15 protein-coding genes and 1 pseudogene are annotated in these 18,420 nt (G+C 44.4%); 6 read left to right on the plus strand and 10 right to left on the minus strand.

Translation table 11 applies throughout. The annotated features are described in order from the left end of the window. Positions 1-12: 12 nt before the first annotated feature. Entirely contained in the window at positions 13-366 is a 354-nt protein-coding gene (locus L2D08_RS00715) for a response regulator transcription factor (protein WP_242231795.1), read from the plus strand. A 31-nt stretch (positions 367-397) separates the two neighbouring features. Here L2D08_RS00715 and L2D08_RS00720 read toward each other — a convergent pair whose 3' ends face one another. From L2D08_RS00720 to L2D08_RS00730, 3 genes are all read right to left on the minus strand, one after another. Continuing rightward, positions 398-3,517: a hypothetical protein gene (locus tag L2D08_RS00720; RefSeq protein ID WP_242231796.1), complete on the minus strand. Its 3,120-nt coding sequence runs from the start codon at positions 3,515-3,517 to the stop codon at positions 398-400. Then, positions 3,504-6,368: an ATP-binding protein gene (locus L2D08_RS00725; protein WP_242231797.1), complete on the minus strand. Its 2,865-nt coding sequence runs from the start codon at positions 6,366-6,368 to the stop codon at positions 3,504-3,506. The genes L2D08_RS00720 and L2D08_RS00725 overlap by 14 nt, the downstream gene beginning before the upstream one ends. Positions 6,369-6,455: 87 nt before the next feature. Next, entirely contained in the window at positions 6,456-7,625 is a 1,170-nt protein-coding gene (locus tag L2D08_RS00730) for an FtsW/RodA/SpoVE family cell cycle protein (RefSeq protein ID WP_242231798.1), read from the minus strand. A gap of 205 nt (positions 7,626-7,830) precedes the next feature. On the opposite strand from L2D08_RS00730, the gene L2D08_RS00735 reads away from it, so the two are divergent. Beyond that, positions 7,831-8,151 (plus strand): thioredoxin family protein, encoded by a 321-nt coding sequence (locus L2D08_RS00735; protein ID WP_242231799.1) that lies wholly within the window; start codon positions 7,831-7,833, stop codon positions 8,149-8,151. Positions 8,152-8,187: 36 nt separating this feature from the next. On the opposite strand, the gene L2D08_RS00740 is transcribed toward L2D08_RS00735, so the two are convergent. From L2D08_RS00740 to L2D08_RS00745, 3 genes are all read right to left on the minus strand, one after another. Then, positions 8,188-9,093 carry a CobW family GTP-binding protein gene (locus tag L2D08_RS00740; protein ID WP_242231800.1) on the minus strand — a complete coding sequence of 302 codons (906 nt, stop codon included), beginning with the start codon at positions 9,091-9,093 and terminating at the stop codon, positions 8,188-8,190. 108 nt (positions 9,094-9,201) lie between these two features. Beyond that, on the minus strand, positions 9,202-9,336 hold the full coding sequence (locus L2D08_RS23950) for a hypothetical protein (RefSeq protein ID WP_255821764.1): 135 nt from the start codon (positions 9,334-9,336) through the stop codon (positions 9,202-9,204). Between the two features lie 81 nt (positions 9,337-9,417). Beyond that, on the minus strand, positions 9,418-9,732 hold the full coding sequence (locus tag L2D08_RS00745; RefSeq protein WP_242231801.1) for a winged helix-turn-helix transcriptional regulator: 315 nt from the start codon (positions 9,730-9,732) through the stop codon (positions 9,418-9,420). 160 nt (positions 9,733-9,892) lie between these two features. Between L2D08_RS00745 and L2D08_RS00750 the strand changes: the two are divergent. Further along, a pseudogene (locus L2D08_RS00750) lies at positions 9,893-10,507 on the plus strand (nitroreductase family protein). A gap of 59 nt (positions 10,508-10,566) precedes the next feature. Here the strand turns inward: L2D08_RS00750 and L2D08_RS00755 are convergent. From L2D08_RS00755 to L2D08_RS00770, 4 genes are all read right to left on the minus strand, one after another. Continuing rightward, entirely contained in the window at positions 10,567-11,595 is a 1,029-nt protein-coding gene (locus L2D08_RS00755; RefSeq protein ID WP_242231802.1) for a LacI family DNA-binding transcriptional regulator, read from the minus strand. Between the two features lie 100 nt (positions 11,596-11,695). Next, positions 11,696-12,688 carry an ABC transporter permease gene (locus L2D08_RS00760; protein WP_375337553.1) on the minus strand — a complete coding sequence of 331 codons (993 nt, stop codon included), beginning with the start codon at positions 12,686-12,688 and terminating at the stop codon, positions 11,696-11,698. Between the two features lie 19 nt (positions 12,689-12,707). After that, a complete protein-coding gene (locus L2D08_RS00765) occupies positions 12,708-14,228 on the minus strand; it encodes a sugar ABC transporter ATP-binding protein (protein WP_242231803.1) in 1,521 nt (506 codons plus the stop codon). 58 nt (positions 14,229-14,286) lie between these two features. Further along, positions 14,287-15,237, minus strand: a complete 951-nt coding sequence (locus L2D08_RS00770; protein WP_242231804.1) for a sugar ABC transporter substrate-binding protein — start codon at positions 15,235-15,237, stop codon at positions 14,287-14,289. Between the two features lie 531 nt (positions 15,238-15,768). On the opposite strand from L2D08_RS00770, the gene L2D08_RS00775 reads away from it, so the two are divergent. Genes L2D08_RS00775 through L2D08_RS00785 form a run of 3 tightly spaced genes read left to right on the plus strand, consistent with a single transcriptional unit; the run spans position 15,769 to position 18,394 of the window. Further along, positions 15,769-16,230, plus strand: a complete 462-nt coding sequence (locus L2D08_RS00775; protein ID WP_242231805.1) for a hypothetical protein — start codon at positions 15,769-15,771, stop codon at positions 16,228-16,230. 60 nt (positions 16,231-16,290) lie between these two features. Beyond that, entirely contained in the window at positions 16,291-16,974 is a 684-nt protein-coding gene (locus L2D08_RS00780) for a response regulator transcription factor (RefSeq protein WP_242231806.1), read from the plus strand. After that, complete coding sequence (locus L2D08_RS00785; RefSeq protein ID WP_242231807.1) at positions 16,958-18,394, plus strand: sensor histidine kinase; 1,437 nt, start codon at positions 16,958-16,960, stop codon at positions 18,392-18,394. The genes L2D08_RS00780 and L2D08_RS00785 overlap by 17 nt, the downstream gene beginning before the upstream one ends. The last annotated feature ends 26 nt before the right edge of the window (positions 18,395-18,420 follow it).

Genomic DNA, 18,420 nt, shown 5'->3' on the forward strand with positions numbered 1-18,420 from the left:
AGGCAGGCAAATATGAAAAAGATTTTAGTGGCAGATGATGAAGATATTTTGCGCATGTTAATTGTCGATACGCTTGAAGATGATTTTGAAATTACCGAGGCAGAAGACGGCCGGGAAGCACTGAACAGCATCCGGTCCGGCACATATGATTTAATTGTTTTAGATTATATGATGCCTCATTTAACAGGCATGGAGGTGCTGGAGCAAATCCGTAAAGACGGCGTTCAAACCCCTGTCATGATGCTTACCGCCAAAGCACAGGAAGCAGACCGGGAACTGGCCATGTCCTACGGGGCTGATTATTTTATGGCGAAGCCATTCAGCCCAATTGAACTTCTGTCGCTTATCGAAAGCATTCTGGATTAAAAAAAAGACAGCCCGCTGTGGGCTGTCTTTTTTATTGGTCTTCCCGGGCAAATCGTTTTTGCACAATATGATAGGACTCTTTCAGCCGTTCTTTTGATTCGGTATCCTGATCCCATCCCTCCCATTTATATATATTCATCTTGGAAGCTGCTTTTTCAGGGACCGTTGTTTTTTGATCAAATGACTCGGCAATGCCAATGCCTTTGATTTGCTGCTCAGCTTCTATTCCTTCTTTAAAAACATCTCCTGTTGCCTTCAGGCTGCTTGGGTCTTTTACATTCAACAGCAGCCATGGAATGCGAATTTCAACCTCTCCTGTTTCTTTATTTACATAGTAATCAGACAGAGAGTCATAATCAGGCGATTCCGGATTGCCGTTACCAAACCGCATCACACCTGTTTCATAATAATCAAAAGGCAGCACTTCCCCTGTATCCGGACGGATATTTTCCCTGCTTAGTGCCAGCCGGATTGGGTTGAAAACACCGCTGTTATTTAGTGGTTTTTTCGGTGCAGGCTCTAACATAGGAACGTCAAACCCATACTGATACAAGAATGTGTCATAATACGCGTCTACTTTCAGTTTCCCTTCTCTTGTCCCGACAAATGACAGAACAAAATCCGGATCATTTTCCTTGAACGTGACAGTTTCTGCCTTGTTGCTTCCGATGCTTGGATGTACGTCAAAGTAAAGCGTCGGCATCTTGCCGTTTAACAGCTTAGACCGAATATACAAGTAGCGTTCGTCGTGCGTGACATACAAACCGTCATTGTCTTTGTAGAATGGCTCAATACCTTTCCAGTCGTTTGTATTTCCGTCTGTTTGGATAAGCTGGCGGTCAAAGCTGAGAAGGCCGAATTGCTGCTCATTCGTCTGGGCGTTCGACCAATATGGACGGCGTTCCGGATCATCTAAGTCCATCGTGTTCCACGTCCGCTTAAACCATTCATCCTGCCATGTAAAGACGAGTCCGCCCATCATTCCTTCAGCTAAAATATCATCATACATATGGACTAAGCCTTTACCCTGCTGCTCTTCACTGATAAAGCCCTGGTTCAGGCCAAATGCGTTCCGGTGTGTCATGCCTCGCGACGATGGAATACCAAACTCGGCAATCAGTACCGGCATATCGTGCGCTGCCCGCAAATCATGCAGGTATCCGGCGTAGTTATTGTTTTCTCTGCGTGAATCCTTATATGTTAAGTATTTTTCTTCTAAATTTAAAAAATCCGGATAGTAAGGATACACGTGGTAAGAAGCAAACAAGCTGCTGTTCTTTTTAGGCTTGATCATATTTGGATTAACAGATGCCAGATCTTCCTGTTCCTGTGGTTCAGCTGGATGGTCAAGCAGGTCTGTTGGAACCCAGTTTGTAAAGCTCATTGGCCGTGTCCACTTATACTGGTCCGCTTCATATTTCATCATCGTATCCATTTGCTCAGCCAGCCAAATTTCCATCGGCTCAGCGTCCTCTGTCTGAACAAACTCTCCATCATACTGCGCAAGATCTGTGTATTTCGTTTTCATGTTGTCGACCATAAACGGGTACCATTCGATTCCAAGCACCCAGCCGATTACGTACGGCGAAATATCAGCCCGATACGTTCCTGATGCATGACCGGTCCGTTTTGGAATGTCCGCATTACCGTGAATGACATCCGCAACCCGTTTCATTTCCGCCTGGAATTCTTTTGTAATTTCCGGTGTAAACGCATCTAGTGTTTCTTCTAACGGTTTTTCATCGATCCAGACGCCATGCAGCAGATAAATGGGCTTGTCCGCATGCTCTTCGTTGTACCGCTTTAAAGCGTTGTAAAAGCCCGGCGGATGAAGGGTGTAGACGCGAATGGTATTCGCGTTTAATTTTCCAATATCCGTGAGCCATTCATAGTATTCATTTTCAGAAATAGCGGCTTCTCCCGGGAAAGCGCCCGGTTTCCCCATTCCAATATTAACCCCTTTTACCGTCATCGTTTTCCATGTGCCGTTTTGAAACACTTCAAACCGGTCTCCGTTTAAACGGGACATATAAAAGAGGCCATCCTTTTCTTCCACTGGCACAGCAACTGCTTCTTTTTCCGGTTTTTTCTCCATTGAGAGAACACCTTTCATGAGCGGCACATATGTTTTCCAGAAAAAGGCCTGCTCCGGATAAAGCGTAGATGGTGTGATAAGCGCCCGCATGGAGGCAAAACCGGCATACCGATAAACAGAAGAAACGTCTTCTGTGTCGGCAAAATCTCCAGCGAAGTAAAAGAGATCCGATTGTTCATACGAATGGTGGGTAACGGCAGGAAATGAAAGCGGAATTCCTTCCTTTTCTAACACCGTTTTCCCCTTATCCGATAAATCCCATTGATAGTTTGCTAGAATATCTTCTTTATTGTCCGGCACGGTTATATCGAACCAGTACGTGTACGGCGCTCCCTTATTGAGGCCTGTAACTCGTTTTCCCTCTTTCGTAAAGCGCATCGTTAACCGCTCGTTTTTTATTTCTCCCTCTTCATCAGAGAGCACGATTACTTTTTGTTTATCTTCATTCACAAGCACAAAGCCGGCTCCTTCGAATGCCCACTTTTTACCGCCTGCTTCATAAAGTGAGAGAATTCCATCGGTCAGCTCTTTATTTTCTCCGCTCAAATCGCTGAACGCCCGACCGGTCCATCCGGTTGGTGTTGTATGCAGAAAAGACGCCACATCTTTTTTCACATCGGCTTTTGTTGGAGAAGCAAATGTATTAAACTCCATAATCAAAGTGGTCGGATGGTCAGCCGTTTGCTGTTTGATCGTTTCCCATTCATCCATTTCGAGACCGCCATACACTAAGTCATTTTCGTTATCATACACACCGTATGTATCGGCTGCATAAATAACATCTGCATCCTCCAGTTTTTCCGGAAGCGCCTGTTCCTTTGTTTTTCTTTCGGGAAAGTATCCATAGTAGTCATCCTCTCCGCTAAACGTTTCAAAACGAAAGTGCTTCAGTACCCATGTAAGGGCACGATGCTCCCGTTTATTATCGGCCGGAACGGTTTTGTCTAGAATGACAACTTTTTCTTCTCTCGTGCTGCCAAGCTCCCATATAATCCAGGGCAGCAGCAACAACAAAAGAACTGCCGGAAGGACAATCCATTTTTTATTTATCTTCATCTTGATCGGAACCTCTCTCCGGGTAGAAAATAACTCCTTGCTGTATTGGTTCGGTTAAAAATCCAAGTACGGCTTTTGACAGCTTTGTCGGCGGATACGGTTTTGTTAAGTAATGATCGATTTGGTGCAATTTCCCCTTGCCCTCGGCCTGATCAAGAGCAGAAGAAATGATAATCGGGATATTTTTGGTTTTTTCTTCCCTTTTTAACAGCTCCACCAAATCCCAGCCGCTCAGATCGTCGCCAAGCATCAGATCAATCACAATCCCGACAAGCGGTGTCCGTTTTGCTTCTTCAAAGGCTTCCGATGGATTTGTATGATACATTACTGTAAATCCGCTCATCTTTAATTCTTCCGATAATAAAAGAGCAAGACTCATATCGTCTTCTACTATCATAACGGAGGGACTGTTCTCTTTCCCTTCAGAACGTACAACTCGATGCCTGCCTGTTGAAAGAAGCGGCAATGAAAAACGGACTGCTGTTCCTTTTCCCTCTTCTGACTCGATTGTAATCGTTCCATTATGCTTTTCGATAATTTCTCTGCAAATTGCCAGTCCAAGGCCCGTACCGCCAATTTTGCGGCGGGCGCTATTGTCAATCCGCTGAAATTTATTAAACAGCTTCGGTATATCTTCAGCCGGAATTCCGATTCCTTCATCTTGAATGGTGACAATTACGTTGTTTTCATCATTTGAAAGTGTCAGCACTACATGTCCGCCGTCCGGTGAAAACTTAATAGCATTTCCTATCACATTTGTTAATACTTGAGCGAGACGCTCTTTATCCCCTTCTACCTGCACATTAGCCGCTTCATCCACCATAACGAGTGGATGACTGCTTTCGGTACGGAAGCGGGCGATCGCTTCTACCGCCAGTTCATTGATTTGTAATGGCTCCATTTGATACACCTGGCTGCCCGACTCCATGCGCTGTAAATCCAGAAAATCATTAATTAAGTTTGTCAGCCTTTTCGCTTCCTTGTAAATTGTTTCTAAATATTTCTTTTGCTTTTCAGGCTTTAGCTGTTTATGAAGCAGCAGCTCTGTAAATCCGAGCACACTTGAAAGCGGCGTTCGAAGCTCATGGCTGACTGTGCTGACGAGCTCTGTTTTCATTTGATCGACTTCGTATTCTCTTGTAATATCACGATGAACAAGAATGACGCCTATTTTTTCTTCATTTACTAAAACCGGAGCACTATACACTTCTATCACGCGTTCTGCCGGCTCTAAAATACGGTACCGGTACTCCTGCACATGATGCGCCCCGCTATCAATACAACCTTCTAGAAATTCTCTCATTTGATCCGGGTCATCTGTTTGATTAGCAAGGTGATCAATCCATTGCGCTCTTTCAATGGTTTCATCAAGCGGTACTCCACAACTGATAATCTCACAAACAGCTTCGTTTCGCTGGAGCACAGACCCGTCGTGGCCAACAAATTGAATGCCTTCATTAATGTTGTTAATGATACGTTCGTTTAAAATCCGCTCTTTGACATTGCGGTCGTACAGCTGAATACGTTCAATCGCTAAAGCAACCCGATTTAGTAAGCCCCGCAATTCTTTTTGTTCTTCCTCGGAAAAAGCGCGGCCAATCCGTGAAGCGCCAAAAAGAGCGACCATGTCTCCTTCCGGATTGTTTACGCTAGAAAAATAATCATGCACCAAAACAGAATCGGCAGCGACCCCTTTTTCATGGGAAGCTTCTCTTGTTATCGTGAAGAAATCATCCTCTTTTAACCGCTGATCAATATAATCCGTTCGGTTCGTTGAAAACTCCTCGAACAAAGCATCTGTCATCCCTTTCAGCGCCCGCTCCCCGCTTTCCCTGATCCAAAACATGCCTAGATCCAATTCATAAATCGAATCCAAATACTCTAGTATACTATCAGCCAGCTCCTGCTTATTTAAAGTAAAAGAAAGAACGTGGTTCAAGTCGTTATACCGTTCCAGCCGTTCTTTTGTTTGTTTCGTTTCACGGAGCGATTCTTCGATTTTATGCTGGTGCTCCTGCAATTCTTCCTGGTGCATAATCAGCTCTTCATTTTGAGCCGTTAATTCTTCTTCTTTTTCTTGAATGGTTCGAATCATGGAACCAAATGAAGAAAACAGCACCCCGATTTCATCGTTACGTTTCACCGGCAGCAGCGAAAAGTTTTTGCCGGACGCAAAATCATCTGTCGCCTGTCTCATTTGCTCAAGCGGCCGGACAATATCTTTCATCATGCGCCAAATTAAATAAGCAATAAACACAAATAGTAAAAATAAAAAAAGGACCATTACGAATGTAAACTGATTGGCCTGCTCGATCATTTCTGTAGACAGTCCTTCAAGTTCATCGTCAATATTGGTTTTATATTGCTTGGCATATGCTATAAATTGATTCACTGAATCAGTAAGCCCGTTACTCGAAAAACTACGCAGTCCTTCGTAATCTTTTCCTTCTACTAATCGGATCAATTCTGGCAATGTTTCCTGCTCATATTTTGCTAAAAAAGTCGTAAGTTCTTCCGTCATTTGCTTTTCTTCTGATGTTAGACGGACATCTTTTAATTCTTCAAGTGCATTATTTATCTCGTCTAAATCCTTATAGACAAGATCAAGCTCTTTCTCATACTGAAAAGCAGCATAACCGCGTGCGCGGAAAAACATATCATTCAATGAATCGCGCAGCGTTTCCAATTTCACCTGCTTATCGTACAATCTCTCTCGCTCTACCCGCAATTCATCCTGTGAATGCTTCATATAAAGAAAGGCGCCGGTTCCTGCAGCTGTCAATATTAGCAGAATAGACAGCGATAAAAGCAGATAACGGCGCCGAATCCCTGACGTGACCGCTTTATCCATGTTCCACCTTCTCCCTTCCATTCCTAGGATTTCATTATAAATTATAGACTGTAAAAGTTCATAAAAAAAACCCGCTTTAAAAGCGGGTTACGATCGATCTGATGAAAACATATAGTGACGCTCATTATAAGTGATGGAGAAAATAAGCGCCAGAGCCATCATATTTCCCATCATCGCACTGCCTCCATAGCTGATAAATGGCAGCGGAATTCCTGTAATCGGCAGCAGGCCGATCGTCATGCCGATATTTTGGAATGCGTGAAACGTAATCATCGCGATAACGCCGGCGCACATGTAAGAATAATAAGGAATTTTTGTGGTCAATGCAAGTTTTGTAATGTGATAGATGAGCACAAAAAACAAACTTACAACAACCGACGCACCAATAAATCCATATTCCTCTCCAATAATACTAAAAATAAAGTCAGTATGGCTTTCCGGCAGATAGACTTCCCGGTAGCCAAACCCTTTGCCCATCGTCTGGCCTGAGCCAATCGCAAGCAGCGAACGGGTCAGGTGAAAACCGATCGAACTCTCATAGTTATATGGGTCAAGCCATGAGTAAATACGGTCGAACTGATACTGCCTGACACCAAGATATTTTTCTAACACTGCCGGCTGCCAGAGTACCATATAAAACACAAGGCTGATCAGAGCAGCGGCGCTGCCAAAGAGAGGAAGGAGTATTTTCCACGTGATACCTGAAACGAAAATCATACCGAGCAAAATAGAAATAATAACCAGGGACGTTCCAAGATCCTGCCGCACCACAAGCGCAAGCGGCAAAGCAGTAATGGCACCTAATTTAAGCAAAAGCATCCAATCACTGTTGATCGTTTTAATAGGGTTTTTAGAATGGTGATTCACCATTACCCGGGACAATGTTAAAATCAGAAATACTTTCATAAATTCGGACGGCTGAATGGTTCCTAAGCCCGGAAGCTTGTACCAGTTTTTCGCTCCGTTGATCGTTGGAGCAATAGATGATGGTGCTACAATCAAAAACAACAGCAGCAAAATGCCAAAGCCGTACAAATACCAGGCCATGCCGTGAAATTGGTCTGAATCCAGCCGGATAAATACCAGGATAATGCCGATTCCAATCGCGTACCAGATAACTTGCCGGACGACAAAGTTTGTTCCATATTGACCTGTTGTCTGTGCACTGTAAATCGCTGCACAGCTTACAACAAAAAGCATAAGCAAGATTAAAATCAATCCGTAGTCAATCCGGCTTGATTGTTGTTGAGAATTCATGTAAACTCCTCTTTCTCGTAAAAATAGACCAATTCTTATTATAACGTTATTGTTCCATTCTACAACAGCCAAACGATTCAGATAGGAGAAATCTAAGCCGGACCGTGATACAATAACTTGAACAAAATGTTCCGGCTTCTGCGCCTCACACTTAAATGCGCTGAGTGCAAAAGTCGATGAACCAATTAGAAAGGAAGTTAGCAGAATGGAAGCAATTCAAACACAAGAGCAATTCGAAGAAATTATTGCCGGCAGTGAGCCGGTCATCATTAAATTTTACGCCGGCTGGTGCCCGGACTGCACGAGAATGGATATGTTTATTGATGAAATTATAGCGGACTACAACCAATACCGCTGGTTTGAACTGAACCGGGATGATTTTCCCGAAGCTGCACAAAAGTACGATGTAATGGGCATTCCCAGCCTGCTTCTTTTTCAAGACGGCGAAAAATTAGCGCATTTGCACAGTGCAAATGCTAAGTCTCCGGAGCAAGTACGTGAGTACCTGCAAAACCTTCCCGCTTAATGAACAGCCAAAACCGGCCCGTGGACGGGCCGGTTTTTAAAATACGCCTTCGAGTTTATTTAACTCTCTGCGCATTTCCTCTTCTGGAAGCTCTTCCCCAATCACAACTATAACCGTAGGACGCTTGATCGGCTGCGGCTGAAAAAACGGAACGCCGTACGCATACTGAAACAGCTCCGGCTGGTCTCCTGAATCCTCAAACTTAATGAACCCTTTGATGCGCAGCACCGAATCCGGCAGATGTTCTACCCACTTTCTAAAAGCAGCGCGCGGTACGTGATTCACAAATTCATAAGCAAATGTTCGAACATGCAGATGATGGCGGGCGTGATGCTGTTCCTGTGGCTGGCTTCCGCTGCCAAAAACAGCTTCTCCTTCTCCATGCGTTATTTCAATTAACTGAACCTTCTGATTGAGTGAGCGGATATCTCTGCGAACGACTGCCAAGGTCTCCTCGGCGACCAAATCTGTTTTGGTGAGTGCGACAATATCACTCCAGCGTGCTTGATCCTCCATCAGCTTCCGGTGTGCAATCGGCAGCCGGTCCCGCTCCACCCACCGGGCACAGTCAACAAGCGTTAAAATGCCTTTCACCTCAATTTTCATGGCGATGGATGGAGACATGCAGGCATCGAGCACTTCCATCGGATGAGCCGCACCGGTCGTTTCAATATAAATGACATCCGGCTGGTGTTCCCGGTAAAGCGCCAGTAATTCCACTTCTATTTCATCTTTAATCGTACAGCAAATACAGCCGTTCAACATATCCCGCACAGCCGTGTTTTCTCCGATAAGCGCCGAGTCAACCGACAGCGCACCGATTTCATTCATCAGAACAGCGACTTTTCTGCCTGCTTCTTTTTCTTTTTGAAGCAGTTTTAACAGCAGTGTGGTTTTCCCGCTGCCAAGAAAGCCTCCAATTATATAAAGTTCTGTTTTCATAGGCCAATCCTTTCTCAAATCCACATAGTTCCGATTTAATACACGCTATCTATTGTACATGCTCCTTCACTTTTTGCCAAAACAAAAAGCAGGAGCGAACCCCCTGCTTTACTTTGGTTTGATCACCAGTTCAAGTTTCTCGATAATAAGTGTCATGACGGCATCCACACTCGCATCCTGCAGCTCGCTCTGGGAGTAGGCTTCCTGCATGACTTCAAGCAGAGCCTGCTGTTCATGGGACATGTTTTTTCTCCTTTTATGATGTTACATGTCCCATTCCCGCTGGACTGAACGATCAAACAGGGCGAAAGCCTTAAATTTGATTTATACGTGTTCTTCCAATTCAACCCAGTCATGCGCCCAATTCTCTATTTCTGTAATAGCGGCTTTTAAGGCGCGTCCTTTTTCCGTTAATGTATATTCAACCCGAACCGGCACTTCTGCATACACTTTTCGAGTGACCATGCCTTCCTCTTCCAGCTCTTTCAGCCTCTCTGTCAGCAGCTTGCCGCTGATCGGAAATCCAGCTTTAATTTCAGAGAACCGCTGCGGCCGATCCAAAAGCTGTTTAATCACAAGGCCCGTCCATCGTTTGCCTAATAACTGCATTGCTTTTTCTACTTTTGGACAAAGCTCCATTATTCTTTCACCTCTTTTATGTATTCTTAGTATACACCATTTTAAAGAAAGATGACATCTTTCCACTTTTTAATATATAGTTACTCAGATAATTTAATTTATTTTTCTAAACAATGTTTCTAAATGTAACTAAATTTTATTGAAAGAAGGTACATAAACCATGTCAAACACTTCTATCCAAACAGATTTTTACACAGCTGTGCAAAATCAATGCTCTCATTATGCTATTTCAAAAGAGTCTGTCGCTTCAGATGAAAGAATCCAAGAAATCATTGAATTTGCAGTTAAGCATGTGCCAACTGCTTTTAATTCACAAACAGGACGTGTTGTTGTTCTTCTTGGTGATCAGCATGATACATTGTGGGACATTACAACAGAAACGTTAAAAAATGTGGTTCCAGAAGAAAGCTTCGCTTCTGCACAAGAGAAAATGGATATGTTCCAGGCAGGCTACGGAACAGTTTTATTCTTTGAGGATCAATCGATCGTCCGCAGCCTTCAGGAGCAGTTTGCCCTTTATGCGGACAACTTCCCTGTTTGGTTTAACCAGGCATCCGGCATGCTTCAATTTACCGTTTGGACAGCGCTTGAAAACTAAGGCTTTGGCGCAACCCTGCAGCACTACAATCCGCTGATTGATGAAAAAGCAGCAGTCCAGTGGAATATTCCAGCAGACTGGAAGCTCATTGCTCAAATGCCATTCGGCAAACCAACAGCGCCAGTCGGCGACAAAGAATTTGCGCCGCTTGATGAGCGTGTAAAAGTGTACAAATAATGTACCCCTTTTTTGAATAAAAAAGCGCGGACTTTTCAATATTGAAAAGTCCGCGCTTTTTAATTTTCATTGGATGAAGGTCCACCGCCGATGATTTTTCGAACCGATCCTCTTTCGATTAAAGATGGCGCCAGCATAATCCGATGTCCAATTTGATCCGGCTGCTTGATGAGCTGTAACAGCTGGTCAAATGAATAATGAGCAAGCTCTGTAATAGGTTGTGCAATCGTCGTAAGCCCAGGATCGGCAATTTCCGCATAAATGGTATTATCAAAGCCGATAACCGACATATCCTCGGGTACCCGCACACCCGCTCCTCTCGCTTCGTTGATCAAGACAATAGCGATCAAGTCCGTTGCTGCAAACACAGCGGTTGGCTTTTTCGGGAGACGAAGCAGCTTTTGCGCGGCTTTTTTCGCTTCCAAAATATCAGAGCGGGTATCAATAACGTACGGTTCTTCAGCCATCACATCTGCTTCTGATAACGCCTGCTGAAAACCAATCAAGCGGGAACGCCCCGATTGGCGCTGCTTTTCGTACATAATGGCTAATTCATGGTGTCCTTTCGACAGCAAATATTTACCGGCTAAGTATCCGCCGCGCACATTGTCTGTCATGACCACACTGGCTGAAGCGTCTAAGTGATTCACAGACAGCATTACGCTCGGTACGCCGCGCTCATTAAATTTTTTGAAATGGTCCATTTCTTCTGGCTCAATGGCTACCATCACACCGTCGACCTGCTTTTTAGAAAAAAGCTCTAAATATTCTCGTTCCCTCTGCTGCTTATAATCCGTGCTGCACAGCATCAGTGTGTAACCAGATTCCCGTGCCCGGTTTTCCAGTGCCCGGGCCACTTCCGCAAAAAACGGGTTGGCAATATCAGGAACAAGCACGCCGACGGTATATGTTTTTTTGCCTGTCAGTGCCGCTGCGACACTGCTCGGCTGGTAATCAAGAACCCTCATAATCTCTGTTACACGCTTACGGGTTTTTTCACTGATCCGCCCTGTATTGTTCACGACCTTAGATACGGTAGCAATAGAAACACCCGCTTTTTCCGCCACGTCATAAATCGTCGGTTTCATATCATCGTTTCTCCTCGTGTCATTCTATTCTTAGAGTAACACGAAACGCCGTGAATCACTTCATGTGACGCTGAAATTTTTCAGTCAGCATCCCGCCTTATTATTTTTTCTTATGCTTGCGTGCATCGATATAAACTGCGACTGTAATAATAACGCCTTTTAGAATTTGCTGCCAGTATGAGGAAACGTTCATTAAATCAAGACCGTTGTTCATTACGCCAATAATCAATGCGCCGATAATGGTTCCGCCAATCGTACCAATGCCGCCTGTTAAGCTGGTGCCACCGATAACAGTCGCTGCAATAGCATCAAGTTCGTACATGTTACCAGCCGTCGGCTGCCCGGAAGCAATACGTGCTGTTAAAATCAGTCCGGCAATACCGACTAAAAGGCCATTGAATGTGTATACTAAAATTTTTACTTTTGTTACGTTCACACCGGCAATCATCGCCGCCTGCTCATTACCGCCAATCGCATAAACATATTTACCAAATCTTGTTTTATTTAAAAGAATGTAAGAAATCACGCCAATAATAGCAAAAATGATAACAGGTACCGGGATGCCGGCAATCATGCCCTGTCCAAGAAACAATAATGAATCCGATAAGCCGCCGATTGGGCGTCCGCCGCTGTAAAGAAGCGCAAGTCCGCGTGCCGCGGTCATCATGCCAAGTGTTACAATAAAGGGAGCGATATTTCCTTTTGTGATTAAAAATCCGTTAAAAAGGCCTGTGCCGGCGCCAATTGCAATGGCAACAAGGACAGCTACAATAAGTGGATATGTTCCTTCCTGTGCAACGGTAGCAACAAGCACAGACGTCAATGCCACGACAGAACCGGAAGATAAATCAATTCCGCTTGTAATGATAATGAAGGTTACGCCAATTGCGATGATGCCAATGACCGCCATCTGTCTTACGATGTTAATAATGTTATTGGAATTAATGAAGTTCGGTTCAAGCGCCGTCATAAGCCCGATTAATGCAACTAAAATAATGAGCATTCCATATTTCTTGAATATCGTTCCTGCTTTTGACTCTTTTTGAACGCCTACACCTGGATTGTTATTCGTAACAGTTGATAAGTTGCTCATCCCTATTGCCTCCCTGTTCTTACGATGTTTTTTGTTTCATTAGTTCTCCGCGTGTCGCAAGCTCCATAATCGCTTCCTGTGAAGCTTCCGACCGGTCAAGCTCCCCTGTCTGGTATCCTTCGCTCATGACGACAATGCGGTCACTCAGCCCGATCACTTCCGGCATTTCCGATGATACGACAATAATAGCTTTTCCCTGCTTGGCCAGCTCAAAGATCAAGTTATAAATTTCACTTTTCGCTCCGATATCGATGCCGCGAGTCGGCTCGTCAAGAAAGAGAATATCCGGATTGTGGAGAAGCCAGCGGCCAATGAGCACCTTTTGCTGGTTGCCTCCGCTTAAATTACTGATGAGCTGGTCCATATTTGGTGTTTTAATATTCATTTTCACCTTTTGGTCTGCACAGTCGCTCTCAATTTTCTTCCGGTCAAGCAGCCCGCCTTTTTTATATTTGTTGATATTGACCATGATCATGTTATCCCGTACGCTGAGCGGCAGGAAGCAGCCGGTTAACTTTCGGTCTTCTGTCAGAAGGCCGATACCCGCATTGATCGCATCTTTCGGCGACCGCATTTTTTTAGACTGACCGCCGACAAGAATTTCTCCTGAATCTGCCTGCATCGCACCAAAAATCGTTTCCAGAATCTCACTGCGTCCAGAGCCCATTAATCCAGCAATGCCAAGCACTTCTCCTTTACGGACTTGAAAGTTCACATCGTAAAACTTTCCTTCTTTTGTTAAGTTTTTGACTTCAAGGGCTACTTCTCCGATGTCTGCATGCTCTTTATTAAATACCTGGGAAAGCTCGCGGCCGACCATCATTTCAATCAGACGTTCACGGGACATATTGGCGATAGAATCTGTGCCGACATACTGGCCATCCCGAAAAACAGTTAATGTATTGGCAATTTGCTTGAGCTCTTCCATTTTGTGCGTAATGTAAATGATGCCGACGTTTTTCTTTTGCAGTGAGCGGATAATGTCAAATAAATGGGCAACTTCTTTGTCAGTAATAGCGGATGTGGGTTCGTCCATGATGATAAGCTTTGAATCGTAGGAAACCGCTTTGGCGATTTCGACCAGCTGCATTTTTGCTACCGTTAAATCAACCATTTTGGCTTTTGGATCGATCGTTGTAATGTTCAGGCGTTCAAAAAGCTCTCTCGTGTTGGCCACAAGCTGCTTTTGGTTCACAATTCCTGTTCTTCCGTATGTTGGTTCGCGGCCGAGGAAGATATTTTCTGCCACAGTCATTTCCGGCACTGGATTTAATTCCTGGTGAATCATTGAAATGCCTTTATCAAGCGCTTCACTGACATTGTTAATCTTCAATTCTTCACCGTCGAATAGGACGCTTCCTGTGTCAGCAGTATAAATGCCGATCAGGATTTTCATCAGCGTGGATTTACCTGCGCCATTTTCACCCATCAAGGCATGTACTTCTCCTTTTTTTACATCCAGCCTAACGTTTTGCAATGCTTTAACACCCGGAAAGCTTTTCGATATATCTGACATTTGTAAAATGTACGGAGATGTCATTTTCCTCACCCCAAGTTTGTTTTATAAAAGCCGGGCGGTATAAACCGCCCGCTTTTTCTTACTGCCATTTTTTCTCGTATGTTTCTACGTTTTCAGGTGTGATTAATTCGAACTCAACGTAGTTCATTTTTTCAACTTCTTCCCCTTTGGCTGCTTTAGCTGCAATTTCAAGCCCTTTTGATCCTTGGCCAGCTGCATCCTGGAACACAGAAATTTTCAGCTTTCCTGATTTTACATACTCAAGTGCATCCGGTGTGCCGTCAATGCCTGCTACAGTCACTTCTTCAAGCTTGCCAGCTGCTTCAAGTGCCATGATTGCACCAATCGCCATTTCATCGTTGTTTGCTACAATAGCGTCAATTTTCTCGCCTGATTGCAGCCAGTTTTCCATCAATGTCATCCCTTTTGCGCGATCCCAGTCTGCATTCTTTTCTTTTACTAGTTTCATGCTTGGATTTTTCTCAATTACTTGTTTGTTTCCTTCCGTACGTTTAATTTCTGCTTCTTGTCCAGATTGGCCGTTCATAATGGCCACGTTTCCTTTACCGCCTAGAAGTTTCGCAACTGCCTCCATTTGCATAATGCCTGAATCAATTGAGTTACCGCCAACAAACGCTGTTGCATCTTCAATTCCTTCATACGTACGATTCACCACGACAATTGGAATTTCTGCTGCATTTGCCATATCCACGATTGTGCCTACAGATTCTGTATCAACTGGTACGATTGCAATTGCATCTACACCTTGTGAAATAAACGTCTCAACTTGAGACATCTGCTTTGCTGCGTCATTCATTGCATCCACATAAACGCCTTCAATATTGCCTGCTTTTTTCTCATAATCCATCATGCCGTCCTGCAGGTAGCTGAGCCATTTATCGTCAAAGTCCGGAAGTGCCACACCAATTTTTAATTTATCATCGCCGCCAGCACTGTCTCCTCTACATCCTGCCAATACAGCTGTTAGTGCTACCATCAACGCCATGAACAGAAAAAACTTTTTCTTCATTTTTTTCTTCCTCCCCCAGGTTGTTCATATATGGAAACGATATGAAATCGTTTTCAAAAAAGTGAATGTGTTAAATTGCTTGTCCCTGCATCCCGAGCTCGTTTCTTTTACAGCACATACAGTTTCTTCGAAAAAAAGGTTAAGCGTTTTCTCAACTAACACTATGTGTCTCTTTTTCCTGCGCTTGATGCAGCCTTGCTCAGGAGATCTTCCAGCTTCACCGCATAACTCTTTTAATCAGGAATCTGCACACTCTAATAATCAGTCCCTTACATCTTTGCAGTGGTTTTATTCTTTCTTTCTGCCTTCATGCTATTGCATATGAAAACGATTACTTTTCTGAATTTTCTTGATTAAGTAAGCGCTTAACTAGATATTAATCGATGTGTTTTTAAAGATCAAGAAGAATTTTGCAAAAAAATAGTTGTGAACGTGAACAAAATTAAAAAGTTTTCAATTTGACATGTACTTGACTTAATTATCGGGTAAACTAAAAACATCTAGTAAAGGAAATGCACAGGAGGAAGAATCATGAAGAAGAAAACAATGTCATATGTTATGACGGGCGCGCTATCCATTACAATTTTAAGCGGTGTTTCCTCTTCTCCAGCGCAGGCGGCTTCCCCGCAGCTTATTAAAGAACAAACGACCTCGTCTGTTGCTCGTACAGGCACAAGAAATTTTGCCGACATCATTGCAGATCAAGCAATGGCACTCGGTGTTTATAATGAACATGATGATTTGGAAACAGTTGCCAAAAAAGTCCGTCTGGCGAAGTTACAGCGCCAGGCCGAGGCTCTCCATCTTGATACGGCTGGCAAAGATGAAAAAACACTTCGCCTTCAGGTGAAAAAAGCCCATAAAGCCTACGTACATAATGTGGCGGACCAATTCGGCATCCAAACAACAGAAGGACAGCGCACAAAAGAAATCATTGCGGCCATTGCGGAAGTAAATAAAACAGCGGCTGAACAATTAAATGGATTTTATTAAAACCGGCCAAGCAAGGCCGGTTTTTTGTCGAACCCTTTAACAAAGGAAAGGAAGATAGACATGCAGACAGTTTTAATTGCAGAAGATGAACCGGCAATCAGCCAGGTATTAAAGGTATATGTGGCGAAAGCCGGCTTTGATGTTGTACAAGCTTTTAATGGAACGGAAGCGGTTGAAAAGTTTCATTCGATTTCTCCTTCTCTTGTTCTGCTTGATGTGATGATGCCAGGAAAAGATGGCTGGGCGGTATTAAAAGAAATTCGGGAAAGCAGCAGCTGCCCGGTGATTATGCTGACGGCTTTAAATGATGTGAACTATCGGCTGGACGGCTTAAACAGCGGAGCGGACGATTATATCTCTAAACCCTTTATCGCCGATGAAGTCGTTGCACGCATACGGGCTGTGCTTCGCCGTTCCGATTCAAAACGCACCGACGAGAATGTACAGCACTTCGGAAGCCTGACGATTGACTTTACCGCGCATCGTATTTCTTTAGGAAGTAAAGACATTACCTTAACACCGCGGGACTTGTCTTTGCTGCTGTTCTTAGCGGCGGCTCCCAACCGGACCTTTACGCGGGACCAGCTTTTAGATGAGGTATGGGGGCATGATTACGATGGAAGCGATCGTGCAGTTGATTTATCTGTGAAGAGAATCCGGAAAGCACTGGCAAAGTGGCCGTCATCTGAGGGGGAAATTAAAACATTGCGCGGCTTAGGGTATCAATTTGTTACGGCGGAATAGAACACGGCGCATCTCGCTGCTTCGTTATTGGACAACCCGTTATGCCATTACCCTTGCCCTCGGCCTGCTTGTCCTGGCTATGCTGTCGGTCGTCTGGATCCAGCACACGACTCTTCAAAACCGGCTCGATGTATCCGAGTTTTTAGCAGCGGAGCTTGCCGGCCGCATTGCCGGGAGCCAGCAGGCTGGCGATGACTCTGAGGCATCTTCTTACCTTGACCGGGACATGCTCGATGTGCGGGATGAACTGAACAAAATGGAATCCCCCCCTTCCATTTTTATTACGGATGTGAATGGTGTGATCATATCCGCTGGTGACGACAACTTATACAAAGAAAGTTCTTTTCCGACCGCTGTACTTGAGAAAAACAGTTCGGTACAGACCTTTTCCGCCTTAAACGATGACGCCATTGTTTACTTGATCAAAAAACCAATCATGGTAAATGAGATTACATTCGGATGGGTCGTCATGCTGCAGCCGGAAGATAAATTTGCCGATTTAAACGATGAATACCGTCTGCTTGCAATGCTTATTATCGGCAGCGGCCTGCTTGGCTGGGCAGCGATTTACATTTTATCGCGCCGGCTTGCACGGCCAATCAGTGCAGCAGCTGCCGCGGCCAAAGAAATTCGCAACGGTAACTACGGAGTACTCCTTAAGCCTTCGAGGGCCAAAGAACAGGAAGTATACGACCTCGTCACATCTTTTAACGATATGGCTGTCCGCCTTGAACAGCTTGAATCTATTCGTGCTGAACTGCTTGCGGGTGTCACCCACGAGTTAAAAACACCTGTTACCTCAATCAGCGGCCTGCTTCAAGCTGTCAAAGACGACGTTGTTACCGGGGAAGAAGCGAAAGAATTTCTTGCGATTTCTTTAAAAGAAACGGAACGAATGCAGAATATGATCAATGACCTGCTCGAATTCAACACGTTTGCAGCCAATGCTCTGCCGGTTTCAACCGCACCGCATGAACTCAATGAACTAACCGGCGACATTGTTCATGAATGGAACTTAGCCCGTAACCCGGACGGCATACCTATTCATTTTCATCCGTATGAGCGGGACTTGATGGTGCTGACGGATCCTGACCGCTTGCAGCAGATTATGATGAACCTGCTCAACAACGCGGCTCATGCTATTGAAGCGAAAGGCCAGCTTTCTGTTTCAATTCGCATTGATGAATCGTACGCCCTCATTGACGTAGCCGATACGGGAATTGGTATTCCGGATGCTGAAAGAGCCTTGATCTTTGAACGGTTTTATCGTGGAGAAAATAAAAAATATAAAGTCCGCGGCCTCGGTCTCGGCCTCCCGTTCAGCCAGCTGCTTGCCCGGGCCATGGATGGCGACCTGGTGCTGAAGGAAACATCACCTCTTGGCACAACCTTTACGATTAAATTAAAAAAACAGGACTGATGCCTCCGCATCAGTCCTGTTTTTGA

Origin of the sequence: Domibacillus sp. PGB-M46 (genome assembly GCF_022668875.1) — a bacterium.
Classification (GTDB): Bacteria; Bacillota; Bacilli; order Bacillales; family Domibacillaceae; genus Domibacillus.

Bases quoted from the DNA above. Each gene is read 5' to 3' on its own strand.
- L2D08_RS00775 (WP_242231805.1), top strand. From the start codon at position 15,769: ATGAAGAAGAAAACAATGTCATATGTTATGACGGGCGCGCTATCCATT.
- L2D08_RS00730 (WP_242231798.1), bottom strand. From the start codon at position 7,625: ATGAATTCTCAACAACAATCAAGCCGGATTGACTACGGATTGATTTTA.
- L2D08_RS23950 (WP_255821764.1), bottom strand. From the start codon at position 9,336: ATGTCCCATGAACAGCAGGCTCTGCTTGAAGTCATGCAGGAAGCCTAC.
- L2D08_RS00760 (WP_375337553.1), bottom strand. From the start codon at position 12,688: ATGAGCAACTTATCAACTGTTACGAATAACAATCCAGGTGTAGGCGTT.
- L2D08_RS00755 (WP_242231802.1), bottom strand. From the start codon at position 11,595: ATGAAACCGACGATTTATGACGTGGCGGAAAAAGCGGGTGTTTCTATT.
- L2D08_RS00725 (WP_242231797.1), bottom strand. From the start codon at position 6,368: ATGGATAAAGCGGTCACGTCAGGGATTCGGCGCCGTTATCTGCTTTTA.
- L2D08_RS00735 (WP_242231799.1), top strand. From the start codon at position 7,831: ATGGAAGCAATTCAAACACAAGAGCAATTCGAAGAAATTATTGCCGGC.
- L2D08_RS00770 (WP_242231804.1), bottom strand. From the start codon at position 15,237: ATGAAGAAAAAGTTTTTTCTGTTCATGGCGTTGATGGTAGCACTAACA.
- L2D08_RS00740 (WP_242231800.1), bottom strand. From the start codon at position 9,093: ATGAAAACAGAACTTTATATAATTGGAGGCTTTCTTGGCAGCGGGAAA.
- L2D08_RS00745 (WP_242231801.1), bottom strand. From the start codon at position 9,732: ATGGAGCTTTGTCCAAAAGTAGAAAAAGCAATGCAGTTATTAGGCAAA.
- L2D08_RS00780 (WP_242231806.1), top strand. From the start codon at position 16,291: ATGCAGACAGTTTTAATTGCAGAAGATGAACCGGCAATCAGCCAGGTA.
- L2D08_RS00765 (WP_242231803.1), bottom strand. From the start codon at position 14,228: ATGACATCTCCGTACATTTTACAAATGTCAGATATATCGAAAAGCTTT.
- L2D08_RS00715 (WP_242231795.1), top strand. From the start codon at position 13: ATGAAAAAGATTTTAGTGGCAGATGATGAAGATATTTTGCGCATGTTA.
- L2D08_RS00720 (WP_242231796.1), bottom strand. From the start codon at position 3,517: ATGAAGATAAATAAAAAATGGATTGTCCTTCCGGCAGTTCTTTTGTTG.